Origin of the sequence: Kosakonia sp., assembly GCF_032052965.1 — a bacterium.
GTDB lineage: Bacteria > Pseudomonadota > Gammaproteobacteria > Enterobacterales > Enterobacteriaceae > Kosakonia.
Genome location: NZ_DAMBVN010000008.1, coordinates 54,362 through 75,451, shown reverse-complemented (window position 1 = coordinate 75,451; position 21,090 = coordinate 54,362). Strand labels below are relative to the sequence as shown.

Here is a 21,090-nt window from a genome sequence, read left to right as displayed (position 1 = left end):
CTCGAGATGGCGTTATTAAATGTAGATAAATTATCGGTGCACTTCGGCGACGTTGGCTCCGAATTCCGCGCCGTAGACCGCATAAGCTACAGCGTAAATCAGGGTGAAGTGGTTGGCATTGTCGGTGAGTCCGGTTCCGGTAAATCGGTCAGCTCGCTGGCAATCATGGGATTGATTGACTTCCCGGGCCGCGTCATGGCCGACAAGCTGGAATTTAATGGTCAGGATCTGAAACGCATATCGGAAAAAGAGCGCCGCAGTCTGGTGGGTTCCGAAGTGGCGATGATTTTCCAGGATCCGATGACCAGCCTGAACCCGTGCTATACGGTCGGTTTCCAGATTATGGAAGCCATTAAAGTCCACCAGGGCGGCAATAAAAGAACCCGTCGTCAGCGTGCCATTGATCTGCTGACGCAGGTTGGTATTCCTGACCCTGAATCGCGTCTGGATGTTTACCCGCACCAATTGTCCGGTGGGATGAGCCAGCGCGTGATGATTGCCATGGCGATTGCCTGCCAGCCGAAGCTGCTGATTGCCGACGAACCGACGACCGCGCTCGACGTGACGATCCAGGCGCAGATCATTGAACTGCTGCTGGAGTTACAGCAGAAAGAGAACATGGCGCTGATCCTGATCACTCACGATCTGGCGCTGGTAGCGGAAGCGGCGCATAAAATTATCGTTATGTACGCGGGTCAGGTGGTGGAAACCGGTGAAGCGAAAGATATTTTCCGCGCGCCGCGTCATCCGTACACCCAGGCGCTGCTGCGCGCGCTGCCGGAATTCGCGCAGGATAAAGCCCGTCTGGCATCGCTGCCGGGTGTGGTGCCGGGCAAATATGACCGCCCGACTGGCTGTCTGCTCAACCCGCGCTGCCCGTATGCTACGGACCTGTGCCGCGAGCAGGAGCCTGCACTGAACACCGTCGATGGCGGGCGTCAGTCTAAATGTCACTACCCACTCGATGACGCCGGGAGGCCAACACGATGAGTACGCAAGAGGCCACCTCGCAACAGCCGCTGTTGCAGGCTATCGACCTGAAAAAACACTACCCGGTGAAAAAAGGGCTCTTTGCTCCGGAACGCCTGGTTAAAGCACTGGATGGCGTCTCCTTTACGCTGGAGCGCGGCAAAACGCTGGCGGTGGTGGGTGAATCCGGCTGTGGCAAATCCACGCTCGGTCGCCTGCTGACCATGATCGAAACCCCGACCGGCGGCGAGCTGTACTACCAGGGGCAGGATTTGCTGAAGCACGATCCGCAGGCGCAAAAACTGCGTCGGCAGAAAATTCAGATTGTCTTCCAGAACCCCTATGGTTCGCTGAACCCGCGCAAAAAAGTGGGGCAAATCCTTGAAGAGCCGCTGCTGATTAATACCGCGCTGAGCAAAGAGGCGCGGCGTGAGAAAGCGCTGGCGATGATGGCGAAAGTCGGCCTGAAAACCGAACATTACGACCGCTATCCGCATATGTTTTCCGGCGGCCAGCGTCAGCGTATTGCTATCGCCCGTGGTTTGATGCTTGACCCGGATGTGGTCATCGCAGATGAACCGGTTTCCGCGCTGGACGTGTCCGTACGTGCGCAGGTGCTAAACCTGATGATGGATCTGCAGCAGGATTTGGGGCTGTCTTACGTCTTTATTTCTCACGATCTGTCGGTGGTTGAGCACATTGCGGATGAAGTCATGGTGATGTACCTCGGCCGCTGCGTGGAAAAAGGCACCAAGGATCAGATTTTTTCTAATCCGCGCCATCCTTATACCCAGGCGCTGCTCTCTGCCACGCCCCGTCTGAACCCGGATGAGCGCCGCGAGCGCATCAAGCTGACCGGCGAGCTGCCCAGCCCGCTCAACCCGCCGCCGGGCTGTGCGTTTAATGCCCGCTGCCGTCGTCGTTTTGGGCCGTGCACGCAGTTGCAGCCGCAACTGAAAGAGTATGGCGGTCAGCTGGTGGCCTGCTTTGCTGTTGATCAGGATGAAAACGGCGAGAAACCACAGGCATAATCCGTTCTCCCTGCCCGGTAGCTTGTTGCTTACCGGGCATTTTTTTGTCCGCTGGCGGCGAAATCGCTTATTTTCATTCTGGCGATAATCTTAAAACCTGATAAACGCTCCGGTTTATTTTAAAAATTTCCGAAAAACCTGCCAAAAACAGTAGTGTCGCAATAATGCCAACAGGAATAATGAGTTAGCGCAATTAGCGTCTTTTCCGACGCGAAAAGTTATTTCTGAATATGTCCTGAGGTAACTAAAAGTGTAACGCATAAATACAACAAATAGCATATTGTGCTGAATATTTAATTATAAAAAATTAATAATAACATTTTTAATATTTATTGTTGTTAATTGTCCCGATTAAAGGCTGAATCGCAGGATTAAAATTCTGTAATGATTTTAGCGTAAAAAAAAGATGGCACATGTATGGGCAATATTTATATATTTGCTGCAAATTAACAGCGTGTTTAGCACTGCTAAAACTTTTACCGCCACAATCACGCTGTTGCTAATAGAAAAGCATTACCACGTACCCACTCGTAATTGCACCGCGAAATAAAAAAACGCCATCGAGCTACCAATACCAGGACCTGTCGATCCTGACGGTGGTGGGTACAATATTTTTTTGTAAATCATGAGAATAACTATGAATCATTATGATGATTTGCAGAGGTTCAAGGACAAGACTCGTAATCAGAATCACGCTTTCAAGGATTTCTCTGCGCAGAACCTCGCGAACGACCAGGGCCACTGGAGCCTTATTAATCAGCTTTCTCCCGCCACGGACGCCTCGGTGCTGGCCCCTGGCGGCCATGTTTCCGTTCCTGTCCCCCAGACCGTTGATCCGGCGCTCTTTCACGTCAGCGATCACGAACACGCTAATGACGCGGAACCCGTAGAGCCGCTCCGTGTACCGGCCTCGTCTATTTTTCAGGGGGTTGCCAGCCAACTTGATAGCGTGGCGCCCGCGTTTAATGCCGCAGCCAGTGCCCCGGAACCCGCCAGATTTGCGCCCGTGATGCAGATACCTGCGCCGCATCCCGCCTCGCTTACTACCGCTGCGTCAGCGCGCGTCAACTACGCCAAACTTTTTGCGGCAAAAACGCCGGAAGCCAAACCGGCACCGGGCAAAAATCAGCCATTACAATCGTTGTTAGAAAGGATTGCGTCATGCCGTTAATTTGTGTGTGTTCGCCGAAAGGCGGGGTCGGGAAAACGACGCTAACGGCTAACCTGGCGTATGCGCTGGCGCGCTCGGGCAGTAAAGTGCTGGCGCTGGATTTCGATGTGCAGAACGCGTTGCGTTTGCATTTCGGCGTTCCTCTTTCCGACGGGCGCGGTTTTGTGGCTAAAGCGGGGGAATCTTCCGACTGGAGCCAGTTTGTCCTCTCCGCTGGCAGCAATATCTTTGTCCTGCCGTATGGTGATGCCAGCGAAGAGCAGCGTGTCGCCTTCGAAGAGCGTCTGACCAACGATGAGCACTTCCTCACGCGGGGGTTGAATACCCTGCTCAACTATCCCGGCCTGATTATCATTGCCGACTTCCCGCCGGGGCCGTCGGCCGCATTAAAAGCCATGTCACGGCTGGCCGATGTGCACCTGGTGACGATGCTGGCAGATACCGCGTCGCTCTCTTTGTTACCGCATATCGAAAATAACCGCCTGACCGGGGAGATCCTCAACCGTAAAGCCGGCCACTACTTTGTGATCAACCAGAGCGATAACCGTCGGCAAATCAGCCGCGACGTGACGGCGTTTATGGAGCAGCGGCTGGGCAACCAACTGCTGGGCGTGCTGCACCGGGATGAAAGTGTTGCGGAAGCCAACGCCTCACAACAGTCGGTTTTTGATTTCAGCCCGGCTTCTGCGGCGGCGTTTGATATTGAACTGATTGCGAAACGCGTCGCTGGCATTCTCGGCATCAAGATTGGCGACGGCACGGTGCACAGTAAACCCAAAATGTCTGGCTTCTAACACTCACGGGCAACCCATGAAAACGTTTCTTTATCTCTTGCTGGCGCTGGCAATGATTCCGGTCGCCCTGTTAGTGGTCATTACCCCGATGGACAGCCAGAAGCAGTACATTTTTGGCTTGATCAGCATCGGCATTTTGTTCCTGCTCGGTTTTAATAAAAAGCGCTACATCTCTTTGATAATGGTGGTGATGTCGATCCTGTTGTCGACCCGCTATATGTACTTCCGACTGACGCAAACGCTGCATTTTAATTCAGAGATTGAAACCCTCCTCGGCATGGGGCTGTTCCTCGCGGAAGTCTACGTATGGGTAATGTTGCTGCTCAGCTATTTGCAGACTGCCTGGCCCTTAAAACGCGACATTGTCCAGTTGCCGGACGACATCAGCCTGTGGCCGACGGTGGATGTGTATATCCCCACCTATAACGAACCGTTAGAGGTGGTGCGGGATACGGTGCTGGCGGCGCAGTGTATTGATTACCCGCAAGACAAGCTCAAGATCTACCTGCTTGACGACGGTAAACGTAGCGAGTTCGCCGTGTTTGCCGCCGATGTGGGGGTGGGGTATATCACGCGTAATAATAATGCGCATGCCAAAGCCGGGAACCTTAATCACGCTATGAAGCTCACCAACGGGGAGCTGATCTGCGTTTTCGACTGCGACCATGTCGCCACGCGCATCTTTCTGCAAGCTACGGTGGGCGGTTTTCTTAAGGATCCGAAGCTGGCGCTGGTGCAGACGCCGCACTACTTCTATTCGCCCGATCCGTTTGAGCGTAACCTCTCGGTCGGGCGCAATATCCCTAACGAAGGGACGCTGTTCTATGGCCCGATACAGCAAGGCAACGACAACTGGAACGCCACTTTTTTCTGTGGCTCCTGTGCGGTGATCCGCCGCAGCGCGCTGGAAGAGATTGGGGGTTTTGCCGTAGAAACCGTCACCGAAGATGCACACACCGCGCTGAAATTACAGCGCCTGGGCTGGGGATCGTCATTTATCGCAATCCCACTGGCGGCGGGCCTGGCGACCGAGCGTCTGGTTCTGCATGTGATCCAGCGTACCCGCTGGGCGCGAGGGATGACGCAGATTTTTCGCCTCGATAACCCGATGTTTGGCCGTGGCCTGACCCTCCAGCAGCGTCTCTGTTACCTGAGCGCCATGCTCTATTACCAATTTGCCCTGCCGCGTATCGCCTTTCTGACCGCGCCGCTGGCGTATCTACTGTTTAACCTGAACATTATTCACTCCTCGGCGAGCCTGGTTTTTGCGTACGCGCTACCGCACCTGTTCCTCTCTGTCTATGTTAACTCCCGTCTGAACGGGCGCTACCGCTACAGCTTCTGGGGCGAAATCTATGACCTGGTGCTGGCTTTTCACATTGCGCTGCCGACAGTGGTCACGATGCTATTCCCGAAACGCGGCAAGTTTAACGTGACCGACAAAGGCGGCCTGCTGAACGTGGGCTACTTCGACTTTAGCGTGGTACGCCCGCATTTGATTATTGCGGTCCTGCTCGCCGCCGGGGTCATTGCCGGCATCGTGCGGGCCTGCGCGCATGACTATTTTGGTGTCGATCCACGCGTTATCGCGCTGAACGTCGGCTGGGGAGTGTACAGCCTGATCTTCCTGCTGGCGGCTATCGCCGTGGCGCGTGAAACACGACAAACGCGTAAAACAATCCGTATTGATGTCGACATCCCGGTACTGATCCACTACGCCAGCGGGATCATCTCCCGCAGCAAGACGGCGGATCTGTCGATGGGGGGCTGTCGCATCGTGGTGCCGGACACGCGCCATCTGTCCGATGACATCGAAGAGATTGAACTGTTGCTGCAATCCGGGGCGATCAGCATTCCGGTAAATGTTATTGCCAGCGATGAGCAATATATCCGGCTGATGTTTAACGACATTCCTCTGTCGCGTCGCCGTGAACTGGTGCGGGTTGTGCTTTCCCGCGCCGATGCCTGGATCCACCCGCCGAAGCCGCAGGACAACCCGTTCCGTTCCCTGCTGACGATTGTGCGTTCTGTGTTTGATCTCTTCTGGCTTACCTGGACGTCCCGCCGTGAAAATCGTCGCCTGCGGGCGGCGCAGGCAGACAGCGCAGCGTCTGCGGAGGAGCAAGCATGAAACGTCTGACTACGCTGGCGATGCTGGTCAGCGCATTATTTATTACGCCGTTGCACAGCGAAGAAACGTCTGTCGGCGCGCTCCTGCCGCTGGAACTCACCGCACCCGGGCTGACGCAGAGCACCTCAACGTTTGTGCCGTCGGTGGTCAATAGCGTTAGCCTTGCACAAATGGGCCAGCCGCAGGGCATTACCCTCAGCGGGGGGCAATTCCAGGGCGGAGTCGATTTTACCCTGCCGACAGACCAGGTGATGACCAGCGCCCGGCTGGCATTAAATCTCCGTCTCTCCCCGGCAATGGCGACGCGCAACGCCACCCTGCAACTGATGCTCAACGGCCAGCCGCTGGGCACCGTGCCGCTAAGCCTCACCGACGGCGACATTGCCCGCTACCAGCTCGATGTACCCGCAGCGTTAATGGTTTCCAGCAACAATCTCAGTTTTAAAATCAACGACGGCGATGCGATGCAGTGCCAGCGCGATCTGAATGACAAGTATCGCGTTACCATCCTGCCGGACTCTCATTTTGAACTGGAAGGGCAGCAGCTTGATATTGGTGCCGATCTGAGCCACTTCCCGCGCCCCTTCTTTGACCGTATGCAGATGACCCCGGCGGCGATTGCGATAGCGTTCGGACAGACGCTCAGCGCCGATACCCTCAGTGCCGCGGCGCTGATCTCATCGTGGATGGGTATCCAGGCCGATTATCGTGGCGTTTCCTTTGCTGCGTATCACGATCGTTTGCCGGAGAAGAACGGCATTTTGATTGGCCACCCAGGCGAGCAGATCGGCGGGCTGACATTGCCGGAAAGCGCGCAGCCGCTGCTGAAAGTGATCGATAACCCGGCGAACCCGGTTTACAAACTGCTGCTGGTGGTGGGCAAAGACGACACCGAATTGCGCGCGGCGGCCTGGCGGTTGACGCGAGGTAATTTCTCCCAGCAAACCCCGCAGGTGGATGTTGATGCGCAAACCATCCCGCTGAGCAAACCGTATGATGCGCCGCGTTGGATCCCAACCGATCGTCCGGTAAAGCTCAGTGAACTGATGCGTAAAGATCAGAGCCTGACCACCACCGGGATCTGGCACCCGCCTTTACAGGTTGCGTTTCGCGCCGCGCCGGATCTGTTCCTGTGGGACGGGGAAACCATCCCTCTGCATATTGGTTACCGCTTCCCGACCGAGAACTGGATCGACGAACAGCGCTCCTGGCTGAGCATGACACTGAATGATACGTTCCTGCATAACCTGCCGGTGAACAAGCAAGGCGCGCTGGAAACACTGTGGCATAAAGTGGGGGGCGATGCGCGACAGGAATCCTTTGATATGCCGCTCGAGCCGTACATGATTTACGGCGACAACCAGCTATCGCTGTACTTCAACATCGTGCCGAAAGCGAGCGCGCCATGCAGCACATTGTTAAACAACAATATTAAGAGCCGCATTGATGATGAGTCGTGGATTGACCTGAGCCACACCCGTCATTTTGCCTTGTTACCGAACCTCTCTTACTTCGTCGGCGCGGCCTTCCCCTTTACCCGGCTGGCGGACTACTCAGAAACCGTCTTAATGCTGCCGACAAACCCGACGGAAACTCAGCTTGCCACACTGCTCGACATGGCGGCACGTTCCGGTAATGCCACTGGTACTGCTCTGGCGCATAACCGCGTACTGCTGGGCATGCCGACGGAAGGGAATGTACAGACGCTGCTGCGTGACCGCGATGTGCTGGCCGTATCCGGTATGGATCAGCATGCGTTCAACCGTGCGCTGCTGTCCGAGTCGCCGTTTACCACGCATGACAGCACGCTGGGCGTGCGTGAACCCGGCAACTGGCAAAAAATCCGGCGCTGGCTCTCCGGCGACTGGGCGGCGCAGGGCATTGAAGCGGATCGCTACTTCTCTTCTAACGAAGCGTGGCGCGGCTTCGTCAGTTTCCGTTCACCGTGGAATGACGCACGGCTGGTGGTGCTGGCGCTGGGCAGCAACGATGAACAGCTTTCACGTTTGCATGATGACCTGAGTTCTGCACGCATTAATGCCGGTATTCGTGGTGATGCAGCGATCATCACCAATGAAAATGGCGTGCGCAGTTTCCGTGTGGGCGAGCAGTTCCCGAGTGGCGAAATGCCTGCACAGATGCGGGTGATTTGGTACGCCAACCAGCACTCGGCGCTGCTGGCGCTTCTTGGACTGCTCTTCAGCGCTCTGGGAGCCTGGGTGTTGTATATCACGCTGAAAAAACGCGAGCCTGCACGTCTGGATCCGGAGAGCCACAAGTGAAAAAGATCACCACCATGACCATCAACACCGCGCGTCGGTTATCCACATTTTGCCTCTCCGGCACCCTATTGCTCGGCGTGGCCGGGCAGGCTGTTGCCGCACAAAACGAGGCGGCAGTGAAAGCGTTGTTCGATCAGGCTAACTACTGGCACGAAAAATCCCATGACGATCTGGCGATGGAGTCGCTGAAAAAAGTGTTAATGGTCGATGCCAATAACACCCAGGCCATGTACCTGATGGCATTATGGGCGCAGCAAAACGGCGACCTGCAAACCGCCGCACAGTGGCGCGCCAGGCTGGCGAAGAGCGCGCCGAACGACAACGGCCTGCAAGCGCTGGATAACGCCAAACAGCTGGCGCAAGTCCCGCAGGGGCAATTGACCCTCGCACGGCAGCAAGCGCGTAGCGGTAACGTGCCGGCGGCGCTGGAAACATGGCGCAGTATGTTTAATGGCCCCACGCCGCCGCCAAGCCTCGCGCCGGAATATTACCTGACGATGGCGAGCGATAAAGCGCTCTATTCGCAGGCGCTGTCGCAATTGCAAAGCTTTGTCGCGCAGTACCCACAGGATAATGCCGCACGCGTTGCGCTGGGCAAAATGCTGACCTGGCGTGAAGAGACACGCCGCCAGGGGATGTTGTTGCTGGAGCCGATGGCAGGCGGCAGCCCCGAGGCAGATGCCGGGTTACGCCAGGCGTTGTTATGGCTCGGCCCGACCTCGGGCGATGAGCGCTTTTACGATACCTGGCTGCAACGCCACCCGCAGGACAGCGAGGTGCAGGCCTACTACCGCAAAAACATAGGCGGGGCGGCAAAGGGCGCGGGCTTTAACGCACTCAATAGCGGGGACACTGGCGCGGCAAAGCAGAAATTTGCACAAGTGCTGCAAACCAACCCGGACGATGCCGATGCGCTGGCGGGGATGGGGTATATCGCCCAGCGTAGCGGTGATTATAAGGCGGCGGCGCAATACCTTAACCGGGCGGCAAATCAGGGTGGCGACGCGGCAGGCGAACGGCAGAACCAGGCAGAAGACGCTGCGTTTTACGGGCAACTGGCACAGGCGCAACAAGCGTTAAAAGAGGGCAATGTCAGCCAGGCGCTGGCGCTGTCGGCCCCACTGGCGCAACAAAGTGGTGAGCGTGGCACGGCGGCGAAGCTGTTCCGCGCCGATGTGCTTCGCCAGAATAAAGATTACAGCCAGGCGGAACAGACGCTGCGCGGCGTTCTGAGCGATCAACCGCAGAACGCACCGGCGCGGGAAAACCTCTATTACGTTCTGCGCGAGCAAAATAAAGCAGAGGAAGCCCAGGCAATGCTGAGAACCCTGCCGGCGAATGTGCAGGCGAAGCTGCAACCGCGTGTGGTGGCGGGAACACCTGGCGATCCATTGCGCCGCCAGGCCCAACAACTGGCTGCTGCCGGAAACAGTGAGCAGGCCATCAGTCTGCTGCGCCAGGGCGTGGCCCGATTGCCGGATGACCCGTGGCTGCGTCTCGATTTAGCCCGTCTGTTGCAGCAATCCGGACGCGAGAGCGAAGGAGCGACGGTGATGCTCCCGGCAGGGCGTGATGGCGCGGGAGCCAGTTCGCTGTACGCAGCAGCGCTGTACGCCAGTGAAAATGGTGGCTGGCAGCAAGCCAGCTCGTTGCTGGGCCGCATTTCCCCGTCCAGCCAGAACAGCCAGATGCGCGATCTCGCTCAGCGGGTTAATTACAACCTGCAAATGGCGACTGCTGAGCGTTATCTGGCGCAGGGCAATATGACCGCCGCGTCAAATACCCTGAAAGCGTTGTCTGTTACGCCGCCAAAAAGCCCGGTAGATGCCGGCAAACTGGCGCGCATGCTGGCGCGTACTGGCGATTTGACGACAGCCGTATCGCTGGTACGGGGCAACATGCAGCAAGGGGTGCAGGGCAATGCCGGCGATTATGCCGATCAGGTTGCCGTACTGAACCAGGCCGGGCTTAACCAGGAGGCGCAAAGCTTTGTTTCCAGCCCGGAACTGCAGTCGCGCAGCACCCCGGCGCAGCTGGCGGGCGTGCGCAATGGCTACGTGATCAACGAAGCCGATCGGCTGCGTGAGCAGGGCAATTACGCCGCCGCTTACGATAAGCTGATCCGCGCTTTGCAAAACGATCCGCAGAATACCGATTTGATGTTTGCGATGGGGCGCCTGTACCAGAGCGGCAAAATGAACAAAGAAGCCGGTGTGCTGTATGACTACCTGATGACGCGTGACAGCGATGATCAGGCGGCACGCGTGGGCGCAATTGATGTGGCGCTGTCGGAAAATAACGTGACGAAAGCGCAAAGCCTGGCGAACGGGCTGCGCAGTAATAGCTCGCCGGATCGCTTGCTGCTGCTGGCGCGACTGGAAGAGGCAAAAGGCAACCACCAACAGGCAATGACTTACCTGCGTAGCGCGCGTGGCAAGCTGGTCGGGCTGGACTCGACCAACCGTGATGCGACGCCTACCCTCGGCGGCGTATTGCTGGCGGATAACCCGTTTACCACCACCAGCAAAAGCGCCGCACCGCAGTCGCTGTATGGGCAGACACTGCCGTGGCAGGTGGCCCAGGTTGCGCGTGAGCCAGGGAGTAACCTGCCGGGAACGACCCGTACCGACTTACCGGTTGAAACGGCGCAAAGCCGCACTCTGCGCCAGGTCGACGACATGATGCAGCAAATGAATGAACAAACCGGTATGTGGTTGCAGGGTGGCGTACAAATCCGTGGTCGTGATGGCGAAACCGGCACCAGTAAACTGACGGAAGCCAAAGCGCCGCTGACCTGGTCGAGTTCGCCGTTTGGCGAATCGCGTTTTGAGTTCACCGCCACGCCGGTCTCCCTCAGTTCGGGGAGCGCCTCGGGCGATGCCTGGCGTCGCTACGGCACTAACCCGCTGGCGGATGCCGCCAGTAATCTCAGTACATCGATTAAAACGGCGAATAGCTCAACGGCGACCGATGGCAGCGACAAATTCACCGATCTATCCGGTTACACCGACGCCAGCAAGTTGTCGCCTTTCACGGCGGAAGGGTACAGCAATCTGACGTCGCTGCTGGGTTCCGGTCGTCTGCAAAGCCTGAGCGAATCCAACTATAAAAAGAACTATAGCGATGCGATAAACGCTTCGACGGATTCCCAAAACGCCAGCGGTGTTGAACTGAACATGGCGTTAAGCGGCGAAAGCTACAAGCTGGATATCGGCAGTACGCCGCTCGGCCAGGATCTCACTTCGCTGGTGGGCGGCGTGAAGTGGTCGCCGAGGCTGACCAACTATTTAACCCTGATCCTGACCGGGGAGCGCCGTGCGGTGACCGACAGCCTGCTGTCATATGTCGGCTTATATGACAAGTATTCTGGCCAACGCTGGGGTCAGGTGACGAAAAACGGCGGCAGCGTGCAGCTGAGTTACGATGACGGCGATGCAGGTTTTTATGTGGGTGGTGGCGGCTACAGCTATGTGGGTGAAAACGTGGCGACCAACACCAGCATGAACGCCAATGCCGGAGTCTATTTGCGCCCGTGGCATGATGATTTCCGGCAGTTGCAAACCGGGCTGAGCGTCAGCTGGATGGATTACTCGAAAAACCTCAGCTATTTCACCTTCGGCCAGGGCGGTTACTTTAGCCCGCAGAACTATGTCAGCGTGGCTCTGCCTGTGGATCTGACACAGAAGATCGACAACTGGAAGCTGAAGCTTGGCGGCGCAGTGGGGTATCAGTCTTATACCCAGGACAAGAGCGACTACTTCCCGACAGACGGGCAGTCACAACAGATGTTGCAACAGCTGGCTGACCTGGGCTTTATCAAAGAAGCCCAGTATGGCGGACGTTCGCAAAACGGCATTGGCTATAACTTCCATGCAGGTCTGGATTACAACGTGAACAAGAAAATGACGGTGGGCGGTAACGTCAGTTACGACACCTTCGGCAGCTATAACGAAAGTACCGCAGGTGTTTATTTGCGGTACATGCTGGGAGATAAGTAATGACGACGGATAACGCGATGTTGCTGGCCTATTTTCAGCAGCAGCAGACCCCGCCGGGGTGGTTTGATCTGCTGAGCGTGATGATTGATGGCATGGTGCGTAACGTTGGCGAAGCCGAAAGCTTGCCGTTCCTGCGCCAGATGGGAGAGGCGATGGCGGATCGTGCGCCATTGCCGCCTTCGCAGACCGTGGGCGAACTGGAAGCCCATATCAATGCGCAATTGAGCCTGTTCAACTGGGGCTGTATTGATATTCAGGCCAGTGATAACGGCCTGGCTTTTCGCCACCAGGGCATGCCGGTCGCCCGTGAGGAAGCGCACCAGACGCGCTGGTGCGCGGCATTTTGCGCCATTCTCGAAGGGCTTTATTCACGCTGGTTGCAGGGGCAGGGCGGCGAGTCCGGTCTCGTCTTCAGACGTGAAAGCCTCTATTCTGTGTCGGATGTCGTATTCCGTTACGCTAACCCACAGTGAGTGAACCCATGTTGAAGCACATTTTCGCCGCAATGGTGATGATGACAAGCCTGTTGTTTTCGTCCTTCTCTCAGGCCGGAGTGGCCTGGGAGACGTATAAAGCACGGTTTCTGATGCCGGATGGCCGTATCGTCGATACCGGTAATAAGAGCATTTCCCATACTGAAGGCCAGGGCTACGCCATGCTGATGGCGGTGGCTAATAATGATAAAGCGGCCTTTGCCAGTTTGTGGAACTGGACGAACAACACCCTGAAAGACAAGGATACCGGCCTGTTTTACTGGCGTTATAACCCGGTAGAGGCTGATCCCATTGCCGACAAAAACGATGCCAGCGACGGCGATGTCCTGATCGCATGGGCATTGCTGAAAGCCGGACAGCGCTGGAATGACCCGGCGTATCTCTCTGCATCCGACGCGATTACCCAGGCCGTGCTGAAACACACTGTGACAAGCTTTGCCGGTTATCGGGTGATGTTGCCGGGGGCGAAAGGCTTCAATCTGCACACCTATGTGAACCTGAACCCCGCGTACTTTATTTTCCCGGCGTGGCAGGACTTTGCCGATCGCAGTCACCTGGTGGTCTGGCGTGAGCTGATTAAAGACGGGCAGACACTGTTGGGGAAAATGGGCTGGGGTAAAGCCAATTTGCCGACTGACTGGGTGGCGCTGGCGGCGGACGGTAAGCTGACGCCCGCTAAAGAGTGGCCGCCGCGCATGAGTTACGATGCGATCCGTATTCCGTTATATGTCGGCTGGCAGGATAAGCAAAGCCCGCTACTGACGCCGTGGCGCAACTGGTGGCAGGGTTTTAGTCGCAACCAGACTCCGGCCTGGGTGAATGTGACCACCAATGATTATTCGCCTTACAATATGAATGACGGGTTACTGGCGGTGCGTGACTTTACGCTTGGCGAGCCGCTCAGTGAGCCGCAAATCAGTGCGCAGGATGATTACTACTCTGCCAGCCTGAAAATGCTGGTCTGGCTGGCGCAACAGAAATAATGTCTTCAGCCCCTCTCCCGCCGGGAGAGGGGTAAAAACCACATCACTGCGGATACGGTACCCAGTCGCCGCCATTCAGGCGCACATACGGCTTGTCCTGGTACTGGATAACAATCGCGTTAGCATTTTCGGAAACCGGCGCGGTTTGCGGCAGGTTACTGGTCAGTTGCGTCCAGTTAACGGTGTCTTCCGTAAAGATCTTGCCATCAAGAACGCGGGTGACAATTTCCGATACTGCCAGGAAGCTGCTCGGCTGGGTGATCTCGATTGGCGCGCCCTGATGCGGAGACTTCATGCCGAAGAACTTGATAGCTGCCGGTACGTTGGTGATCGACGGGCTTGGGATATCGCGCAGGCCGGAAACCTGCATTTTATCGCCCTGCAACGCGGCGCCATGTTCCGGCACCAGTACCACCATTACTTTACGCCCGGATTGCTCAAGTTGGGTGAAGAAGGCATCCAGTTCATCAAACAGTTTCTGCGCCCGCAGTTTGTAATCCGCTGTTTTGCGATCGCCCGGATAGTGGTTGCCGTCATGCAATGGCAGCAGGTTGTAGAAGGTGGCGGTGCGCTTACCCTGGTTATCCGCTTCGGACTCCATCCAGCGATTCAGTACAGCGGTGTCGTCGTAAATCGGCGAGCCATCAAAGGAGAGCAGGACTGGCGGAAGGCCGGCCTGGTTCATCAGTGGTACTTGCACCCCGCCGTTATCGCGGATCTCTTTCAAAAAACCGCCAAATTCACCGTTGTGATCCATCATCAACTGCTGCGTAAAGCCCAGTTTTGCGAGGTTATCAAACAGATAGCATTGCGTTCCGGCTTGCTGGTAAAGGTTGGTATGCGAGGTCTGCCCGCAGCTGGCGCGCAGCAGACGAATCGCTGCCGGGCCGCTGTAAGCCGTGGCGGAGTTGAAATGTTTAAACACCATATCGAAATGCGACCACAGCGGGTGCGACATTAAACCGGCAGCTTCAATATCGGCCCATGACAGTGAACAGATATTAATGACCAGCAAATCAAACGGCTGGGCGTCGGCGGCGAGCTGGGTCGGGAAGGTACTTTGGCGTTTGGCTTCTGAGGCATAGAAGCTGGCCAGCCACGCATTGAGATTTTCCGACGTTGGCGGCGCGGTCTGTGCGGGCATATCGCCCACGACCGGCGTATCGCCAGCAGCAGCGACTGTAGCAGCGGCGCTGCCACCCGTGGTGGTCACTGTGGTCGTTGGCTGGCCGCCCGGCCATAATGAGAATGACGGCCCGGTAAGCGTTAATACGTTCAGCCAGATCATGATCGCCACCACAAAGACCGTGACGCGGATCCATTGTGACAAAAAGAGCCAGGCAATCAGCAGAACGAACAATGCCCCGATCATTTGCCAGTTGATAAAGCGTGTGACGAGATCCAGCAGGTAATCAGCGCTAAAACCCGCTACCTGCGCACCCTGGCTCATCATACTTTCCAGTCCTGGCAACCAGGTGTCGTGCCAGAACAGCCCGAAACCGACAGGGATAGCAATCCAGTGGCGCAGGCGGTGCAAACGCTGGCGGGGTATCGGCATTAACAGGAATGCCATAAATACCAGGTTCAGCATTGGGTGAAAATTGAGGTAACCCGCCCAAAGCAGCGCGAACTTCACCAGAAAATAGAAGTTCCAGCCTGCCAGGCCGCGCCAGTATTGCCATAACGGCGAGGGCATGGGAGTGGTCGTAGTTGGATTAGTCATGTTTACGGTCTGCCTTGACGGACGATTCACGGCGCAACACGCCGTTCGATTTCATATAGCGCGGTTTGGTAAAGGTGATGCGTAACGCGGTGCGGAGCGGGCGTGACCAGTGGCGCGCCAGATAACCCAGCGGAAAGAAGATGAGCGCGCACAGCACAATAAGCTGCACAATATCGGCAACAGACATCATGATGGACGCTCCGTTGTTTCGCTTAAAAGTCTGAACTGTTCCGGGATGCGCCGCCACACGGTGCCATCATGTTCTGCATTAATGACTTTTTTCGTTTCGCGTGTGGCCGTCAGCGGTTTTGACCATTTCTCTGGCGGCAGCGAGCGCATTTGCACCAGCTCAGCGGCAATCTGGTTATCTTCAAACCACACTGTACGGTTGGAGAAAATATCCGCCGTGGGCAGCGGGAAAATATGATTCAGCGCGGTGTCGAGATCGTTGACCCGGCAGAACGATAAAAACAGCACCAGTCGGTTATCGCCAATACTGACAATATCGCCAGTTCGGTTTGGTCGGCAGAGCGTCAGCGCCTGTTCAACGCGAATACCGGGCACCGGGCGCAGCGCCACCAGCACCCCTTTGCCATCGGCTGGCAGTAACGTGTTATTGACCATATTGCCCACGGCTTCGCAAAACGTATCCCACGGCTGGAAGCCGCGCAATTTCAGCGGTTGCGTCATGGAGAGCAGGGCGGTGATATCTTCCGGCACCAGGCGGCTGAACTGCTGGCCCTGGACGCTTTCAATCAGGGTTAAGCAGCGCGACAGCGGTGCGTTCCAGGGGATCACCATATTCGCGCCACAGCCAAGCAACAGACGTTCATCGGTGGCGCGCAGGCTGGCTTTGCTCTCACGCACAATAATTTTTAGCCCGCTACCGCGCTGGCGGCGCAAGGTATGGATCTGCCGGGCGATACTCTCGATCTGATGGTTTTGCATGAGGGCGAAGATCAGCGTTGCCGCCTGGCTGGAGCGGGCTTCTTCAAACAAACCTTCATTGGTTTCAAATAATGACCAGTGTTCTGAGAGCGGTGGCGCGCCTTCCAGTACTGCAACATGGCTAAGGATGCGTTTTTCATCGCTACGAGGCTGAACAGCGGCCTCTTCCTGGCGGGCTAATTGCCAGCGCCCCTCGTGAGCCAACAGCTGCAACTGCTGACGTGCGCTTACCCCTTTTTCATTACACCACCAGGCTACATCATAAATATGCAAATCACTCTGATAACGCAGGCTCGCCATGCCGAATAGCGTGCGGTATTCACTCATCAGCATCGACGCTTGTTTATCATTGTTGCTGCCTGGGTTAATAATTAATAGCGAGCATTTGTGGTATTTCACCCATTCCTGAGTTTTTTCTAGCCATTTGTGCAAATTAGCAGTAGGGATATTCTGCCAGGCATTATTGGCACCAACCAGAATCAATAAATAATGTTCAGGCTCAATGGAGCAAAGCAAATCGCGGGTGAAAAAGTATAGACTCTTTTCCCGATTTGGCACGGAAAACAGACGGATTTTTTCAGGGCCGTGATCATTATCCAGCTCAATGATTTTACGCAGATCGTGGCCCATGCCAATAGCCGCGACTTTTGCATCTTTATCTTGCGCCGCGATGGTTTGATTTATCAGATTAATCGCATCCTGTTCCCGGTCGGTATTAATCCACCAGATACCGCCAGCAGGCATTTGACGCAATTCATCCCATAATGACTGGATGCCAATAGAAAATACGGGGTCCACGATGTCCCTCTTGCAGCGAATTTGTCTGTATCTCAGTTTACTAGCGAAAGCGAAGAAATAAACCTAACATTGAAATTAAAGAATATCAGATTTAGCATGTAAACGAATTTTCTCAGGCGCGATGCCTCGCTGTATCTATACGTGTTTACGTGAGTTTTTTATTCATAGGGATCGAGGATCGGGCCTGAATGCACAACAATGAACCCAACACTCAAACAGACCCAACTTTGGGCTACACATTTCAAAATGATTTCCTGGCGCTGAGCAAGGCTTTTTCATTGCCCGAAATAGATTATGCCGATATTTCCCAACGAGAACAGTTGGCGGCAGCGATTAAACGTTGGCCTCTGCTTGCAGAATTTGCCCGTCAACAATAAGGGAGCCTGAATGGCCATCTTGGGACTACAGGGGATTCGCGGTGGCGTCGGCACGACGTCCGTCACCGCGGCGCTGGCCTGGTCATTGCAATTATTAGGGGAATCGGTATTGGTCATTGATGCCTGCCCCGATAATCTTCTGCGCCTGTCATTTAATGTCGATTTCTCGCACAACGGCGGTTGGGCACGCAGCGTGCTTGATGGCCAGGACTGGCGCGATGCGGGGCTGCGCTACACATCACAACTTGATGTCCTGCCTTTTGGCCGGCTCACGACCAGCGAATGGGAAAACAGCCAGCGCCTGCCTGAAGTACTCAACCAACTGGCGGCTATTCTGCAGGCCCTCAAAACGCAGCACCATTATCAATGGGTGCTGATTGATTTGCCGCACGGCTATTCGCCGCTGGCCCGTCTGTTTATTGAGCATTGCGATCACACGCTCACCATTGTGAAGCCGGATACCAACTGCCATGTGCGTTTGCACCAGCAGGCGTTACCGGCCGGAACCCATATTCTGATTAATGATCTGCGTATCGGCAGCCAGCTGCAGGATGATCTCTGGCAAGTCTGGTTACAAAGCCAGCGGCGGATCCTGCCGATGTATATCCATCGTGATGAAGCGGTAGCAGAAAGTATGGCGTCGAAACAGCCGCTGGGGGAATATCGCGCCGACGCGCTGGCGGCAGAAGAGATGCTGACACTGGCGAACTGGTGCCTGCTTCACTACGCCCGGTCAGGCGCCCCCGACGGCGAGCCGGAAAGGAGCCCGGAATGAGTCGCCTCTCCGCCTGGTTACTGATCCCCCCGGTCAGCGCGCGCTTAAGCGCGCGTTATCAGCACTATCGTCGGCAGGGTGCTTCCGGGTTCAGTGCGGCTTCTGGCTGCTTCTGGGCGATACTTGCATGGGTGTTTATTCCGCTGGAGCACCCGCGCTGGCAGCAATTACGTGCGCAGCAGCAGCTGTGGTTTCCGCATATTGACCCCGATAAGCCACGTCCCCTTGATCCGGCGCGCTACCTGGTACAGACCCTGTGGCTGTTAGTCACGCTGCCGTGGGGGCCGCCGAAGTCCGCCCGCCGTAAGCGTTTTGCCAGGGCGCGTGCGCTACGTGGTCGCTGGTATCACTGGCTGGATACGCTCCCTGAACGGGTTACACAGCGTACCGGCCATCTCGATAACCAAAAAGAGCTGGGGCATATCAACCCGCACGTGCGCCGCCTGATCCTCGGCGTTATCGTCTTTTTCTCGCTGGTTCTCGCTATCTTGTGCGTGACGCAGCCGTTTAACCCGCTTTCGCAGTTCGTCTTCCTGATGCTGCTGTGGGGCGTGGCGCTGCTGGTGCGGCGCATTCCTGGTCGCTTCTCGGCACTGATGCTGATTGTGCTGTCGCTCACCGTCTCCTGCCGGTATATCTGGTGGCGCTATACCTCCACCCTGAACTGGAACGATCCGGTCAGCCTGGTCTGCGGCGTGGTATTGCTGTTCGCCGAAACCTATGCCTGGATTGTCCTGATTCTGGGTTATTTCCAGGTCGTGTGGCCGCTTAATCGCCAGCCCGTTCCGCTGCCGAAAGATATGGCGCAGTGGCCTACGGTAGATATCTTCGTACCGACCTATAACGAAGACCTCAACGTGGTGAAAAACACGATTTATGCGTCGCTGGGTATCGACTGGCCGAAAGATAAGCTCAAAATCTGGATCCTGGATGATGGCGGCCGCGAAGAGTTCCGCGCCTTCGCTAAAAGCGTCGGGGTGGAATATATCGCCCGTACCACACATGAACATGCGAAAGCCGGGAACATCAATAACGCCCTGAAATACGCCAAGGGCGAGTTCGTGTCGATTTTCGACTGTGACCACGTCCCGACACGCTCCTTCCTGCAAATGACGATGGGCTGGTTCCTGAAAGAGAAAAAGCTGGCAATGATGCAGACGCCGCACCACTTCTTCTCGCCGGATCCGTTTGAGCGTAACCTTGGCCGGTTCCGTAAAACCCCTAACGAAGGCACACTGTTCTACGGCCTGGTGCAGGACGGTAATGACATGTGGGATGCCACGTTCTTCTGCGGTTCCTGTGCGGTTATACGCCGTGGGCCACTGGATCAGATCGGCGGCATTGCGGTTGAGACCGTAACCGAAGATGCGCACACCTCGTTGCGGTTGCACCGCCTGGGCCACACCTCGGCGTATATGCGCATTCCGCAGGCGGCGGGGCTGGCGACGGAGAGTCTCTCTGCCCATATCGGTCAGCGCATTCGCTGGGCGCGTGGCATGGTGCAGATTTTCCGTCTTGATAACCCCTTAATGGGCAAAGGGCTGAAACTGGCGCAGCGCTTGTGCTACGTCAACGCTATGTTCCACTTCTTGTCGGGCATTCCACGGCTGATCTTCCTCACCGCGCCGCTGGCGTTTCTGCTGTTGCATGCCTACATCATTTACGCCCCGGCGATCATGATTGCGCTGTTTGTGCTGCCGCATATGATCCACGCCAGCCTGACCAACTCAAAAATTCAGGGCAAATACCGCCACTCCTTCTGGAGCGAGATCTATGAAACGGTGCTGGCGTGGTATATCGCGCCACCCACGCTGGTGGCGCTGTTCAACCCGCACAAAGGTAAGTTTAACGTCACCGCCAAAGGCGGGCTGGTGGAAGAAGAGTATGTCGACTGGGTGATTTCTCGGCCCTATATCTACCTGGTGTTGATTAATGTGGTTGGCTTGCTGGCGGGCATCTGGCGCTATTTCTATGGCCCGGAAAATGAAATCCTCACTGTCTTTGTCAGTATGGCCTGGGTGTTCTACAACATGATTATTCTCGGCGGTGCAGTGGCGGTATCGGTCGAGAGTAAACAGGTGCGGCGCGCACACCGTGTGGAAATCTCCATGCCCGCCGCGATTGCCCGTGAAGATGGTCACCTCTTCTCCTGTACGGTTCATGACTTCTCCGACGGCGGGCTGGGTATCAAGATTAATGGCCAGGCGCTGGTGCTGGAAGGGCAGAAAGTCAACCTGCTGCTCAAACGCGGTCAGCAGGAGTATGTCTTCCCCACCACAGTGGCGCGTGTCTCCGGCAATGAAGTGGGTTTGCAACTGATGCCGCTGACCACCAAACAGCATATCGATTTTGTGCAGTGTACTTTTGCCCGCGCGGATACCTGGGCGTTGTGGCAGGACAGTTTCCCGGAAGATAAACCGCTGGAAAGTCTGTTTGATATTTTGAAATTGGGTTTCCGCGGCTATCGCCATCTCGCGGAATTTGCTCCGTCGTCAGTCAAGATGATTTTCCGTGCCCTCACCGGCCTGGTGTCATGGGTGGTGTCTTTTATCCCCCGCCGCCCGGCACGGAACGTGGCGGTACAGCAACCGGATCCGGTTATGGCTCAACAATGAT

General features: G+C 56.2%; 15 protein-coding genes. 12 read left to right on the top strand and 3 right to left on the bottom strand.

Annotated features, from left to right (window positions below):
• The first annotated feature begins 6 nt into the window (after positions 1–6).
• The 9 genes from dppD (at position 7) to RTX30_RS11970 (ending at position 13,853) form a co-directional block, all read left to right on the top strand.
• Positions 7–990 (top strand): dipeptide ABC transporter ATP-binding protein, encoded by a 984-nt coding sequence (dppD, locus tag RTX30_RS12010; RefSeq protein ID WP_312690033.1) that lies wholly within the window; start codon positions 7–9, stop codon positions 988–990.
• Positions 987–2,000 (top strand): dipeptide ABC transporter ATP-binding subunit DppF, encoded by a 1,014-nt coding sequence (gene dppF / locus RTX30_RS12005; protein ID WP_312690031.1) that lies wholly within the window; start codon positions 987–989, stop codon positions 1,998–2,000. Before dppD ends, dppF begins: the two co-directional genes overlap by 4 nt.
• Positions 2,001–2,637: 637 nt before the next feature.
• Positions 2,638–3,171 (top strand): cellulose biosynthesis protein BcsO, encoded by a 534-nt coding sequence (bcsO, locus tag RTX30_RS12000; protein ID WP_312690029.1) that lies wholly within the window; start codon positions 2,638–2,640, stop codon positions 3,169–3,171.
• Entirely contained in the window at positions 3,162–3,965 is an 804-nt protein-coding gene (gene bcsQ, locus RTX30_RS11995) for a cellulose biosynthesis protein BcsQ (protein ID WP_312690027.1), read from the top strand. Before bcsO ends, bcsQ (RTX30_RS11995) begins: the two co-directional genes overlap by 10 nt.
• 16 nt (positions 3,966–3,981) lie before the next feature.
• Positions 3,982–6,096 (top strand): UDP-forming cellulose synthase catalytic subunit, encoded by a 2,115-nt coding sequence (bcsA, locus tag RTX30_RS11990; RefSeq protein ID WP_312690025.1) that lies wholly within the window; start codon positions 3,982–3,984, stop codon positions 6,094–6,096.
• On the top strand, positions 6,093–8,378 hold the full coding sequence (gene bcsB / locus RTX30_RS11985) for a cellulose biosynthesis cyclic di-GMP-binding regulatory protein BcsB (protein WP_312690023.1): 2,286 nt from the start codon (positions 6,093–6,095) through the stop codon (positions 8,376–8,378). Before bcsA (RTX30_RS11990) ends, bcsB begins: the two co-directional genes overlap by 4 nt.
• Before the next feature lie 14 nt (positions 8,379–8,392).
• Complete coding sequence (locus RTX30_RS11980) at positions 8,393–12,376, top strand: cellulose synthase subunit BcsC-related outer membrane protein (RefSeq protein WP_312690205.1); 3,984 nt, start codon at positions 8,393–8,395, stop codon at positions 12,374–12,376.
• Positions 12,376–12,849 carry a cellulose biosynthesis protein BcsD gene (gene bcsD / locus RTX30_RS11975; protein ID WP_312690021.1) on the top strand — a complete coding sequence of 158 codons (474 nt, stop codon included), beginning with the start codon at positions 12,376–12,378 and terminating at the stop codon, positions 12,847–12,849. The genes RTX30_RS11980 and bcsD overlap by 1 nt, the downstream gene beginning before the upstream one ends.
• Positions 12,850–12,857: 8 nt before the next feature.
• Positions 12,858–13,853 (top strand): glycosyl hydrolase family 8, encoded by a 996-nt coding sequence (locus RTX30_RS11970; RefSeq protein ID WP_312690019.1) that lies wholly within the window; start codon positions 12,858–12,860, stop codon positions 13,851–13,853.
• Positions 13,854–13,896: 43 nt separating this feature from the next.
• On the opposite strand, the gene bcsG is transcribed toward RTX30_RS11970, so the two are convergent.
• The 3 genes from bcsG to bcsE are packed head-to-tail and all read right to left on the bottom strand — an operon-like array spanning position 13,897 to position 17,322.
• On the bottom strand, positions 13,897–15,576 hold the full coding sequence (gene bcsG / locus RTX30_RS11965; protein ID WP_312690017.1) for a cellulose biosynthesis protein BcsG: 1,680 nt from the start codon (positions 15,574–15,576) through the stop codon (positions 13,897–13,899).
• Positions 15,569–15,766: a cellulose biosynthesis protein BcsF gene (gene bcsF, locus RTX30_RS11960; RefSeq protein WP_312690016.1), complete on the bottom strand. Its 198-nt coding sequence runs from the start codon at positions 15,764–15,766 to the stop codon at positions 15,569–15,571. The genes bcsG and bcsF overlap by 8 nt, the downstream gene beginning before the upstream one ends.
• The gene (gene bcsE / locus RTX30_RS11955; protein WP_312690014.1) at positions 15,763–17,322 is read right to left on the bottom strand and encodes a cellulose biosynthesis c-di-GMP-binding protein BcsE; all 1,560 of its coding nucleotides are present in this window, start codon (positions 17,320–17,322) and stop codon (positions 15,763–15,765) included. The genes bcsF and bcsE overlap by 4 nt, the downstream gene beginning before the upstream one ends.
• Before the next feature lie 188 nt (positions 17,323–17,510).
• Between bcsE and bcsR the strand changes: the two genes are divergently transcribed.
• The 3 genes from bcsR to bcsA (RTX30_RS11940) are packed head-to-tail and all read left to right on the top strand — an operon-like array spanning position 17,511 to position 21,089.
• Positions 17,511–17,699: a cellulose biosynthesis protein BcsR gene (gene bcsR / locus RTX30_RS11950; RefSeq protein ID WP_312690012.1), complete on the top strand. Its 189-nt coding sequence runs from the start codon at positions 17,511–17,513 to the stop codon at positions 17,697–17,699.
• A gap of 10 nt (positions 17,700–17,709) precedes the next feature.
• Positions 17,710–18,474: a cellulose biosynthesis protein BcsQ gene (gene bcsQ, locus RTX30_RS11945; protein ID WP_312690010.1), complete on the top strand. Its 765-nt coding sequence runs from the start codon at positions 17,710–17,712 to the stop codon at positions 18,472–18,474.
• Positions 18,471–21,089, top strand: coding sequence for a UDP-forming cellulose synthase catalytic subunit (gene bcsA / locus RTX30_RS11940; protein ID WP_312690009.1), 2,619 nt, complete (start codon positions 18,471–18,473; stop codon positions 21,087–21,089). The genes bcsQ (RTX30_RS11945) and bcsA (RTX30_RS11940) overlap by 4 nt, the downstream gene beginning before the upstream one ends.
• Position 21,090 lies beyond the last annotated feature (1 nt).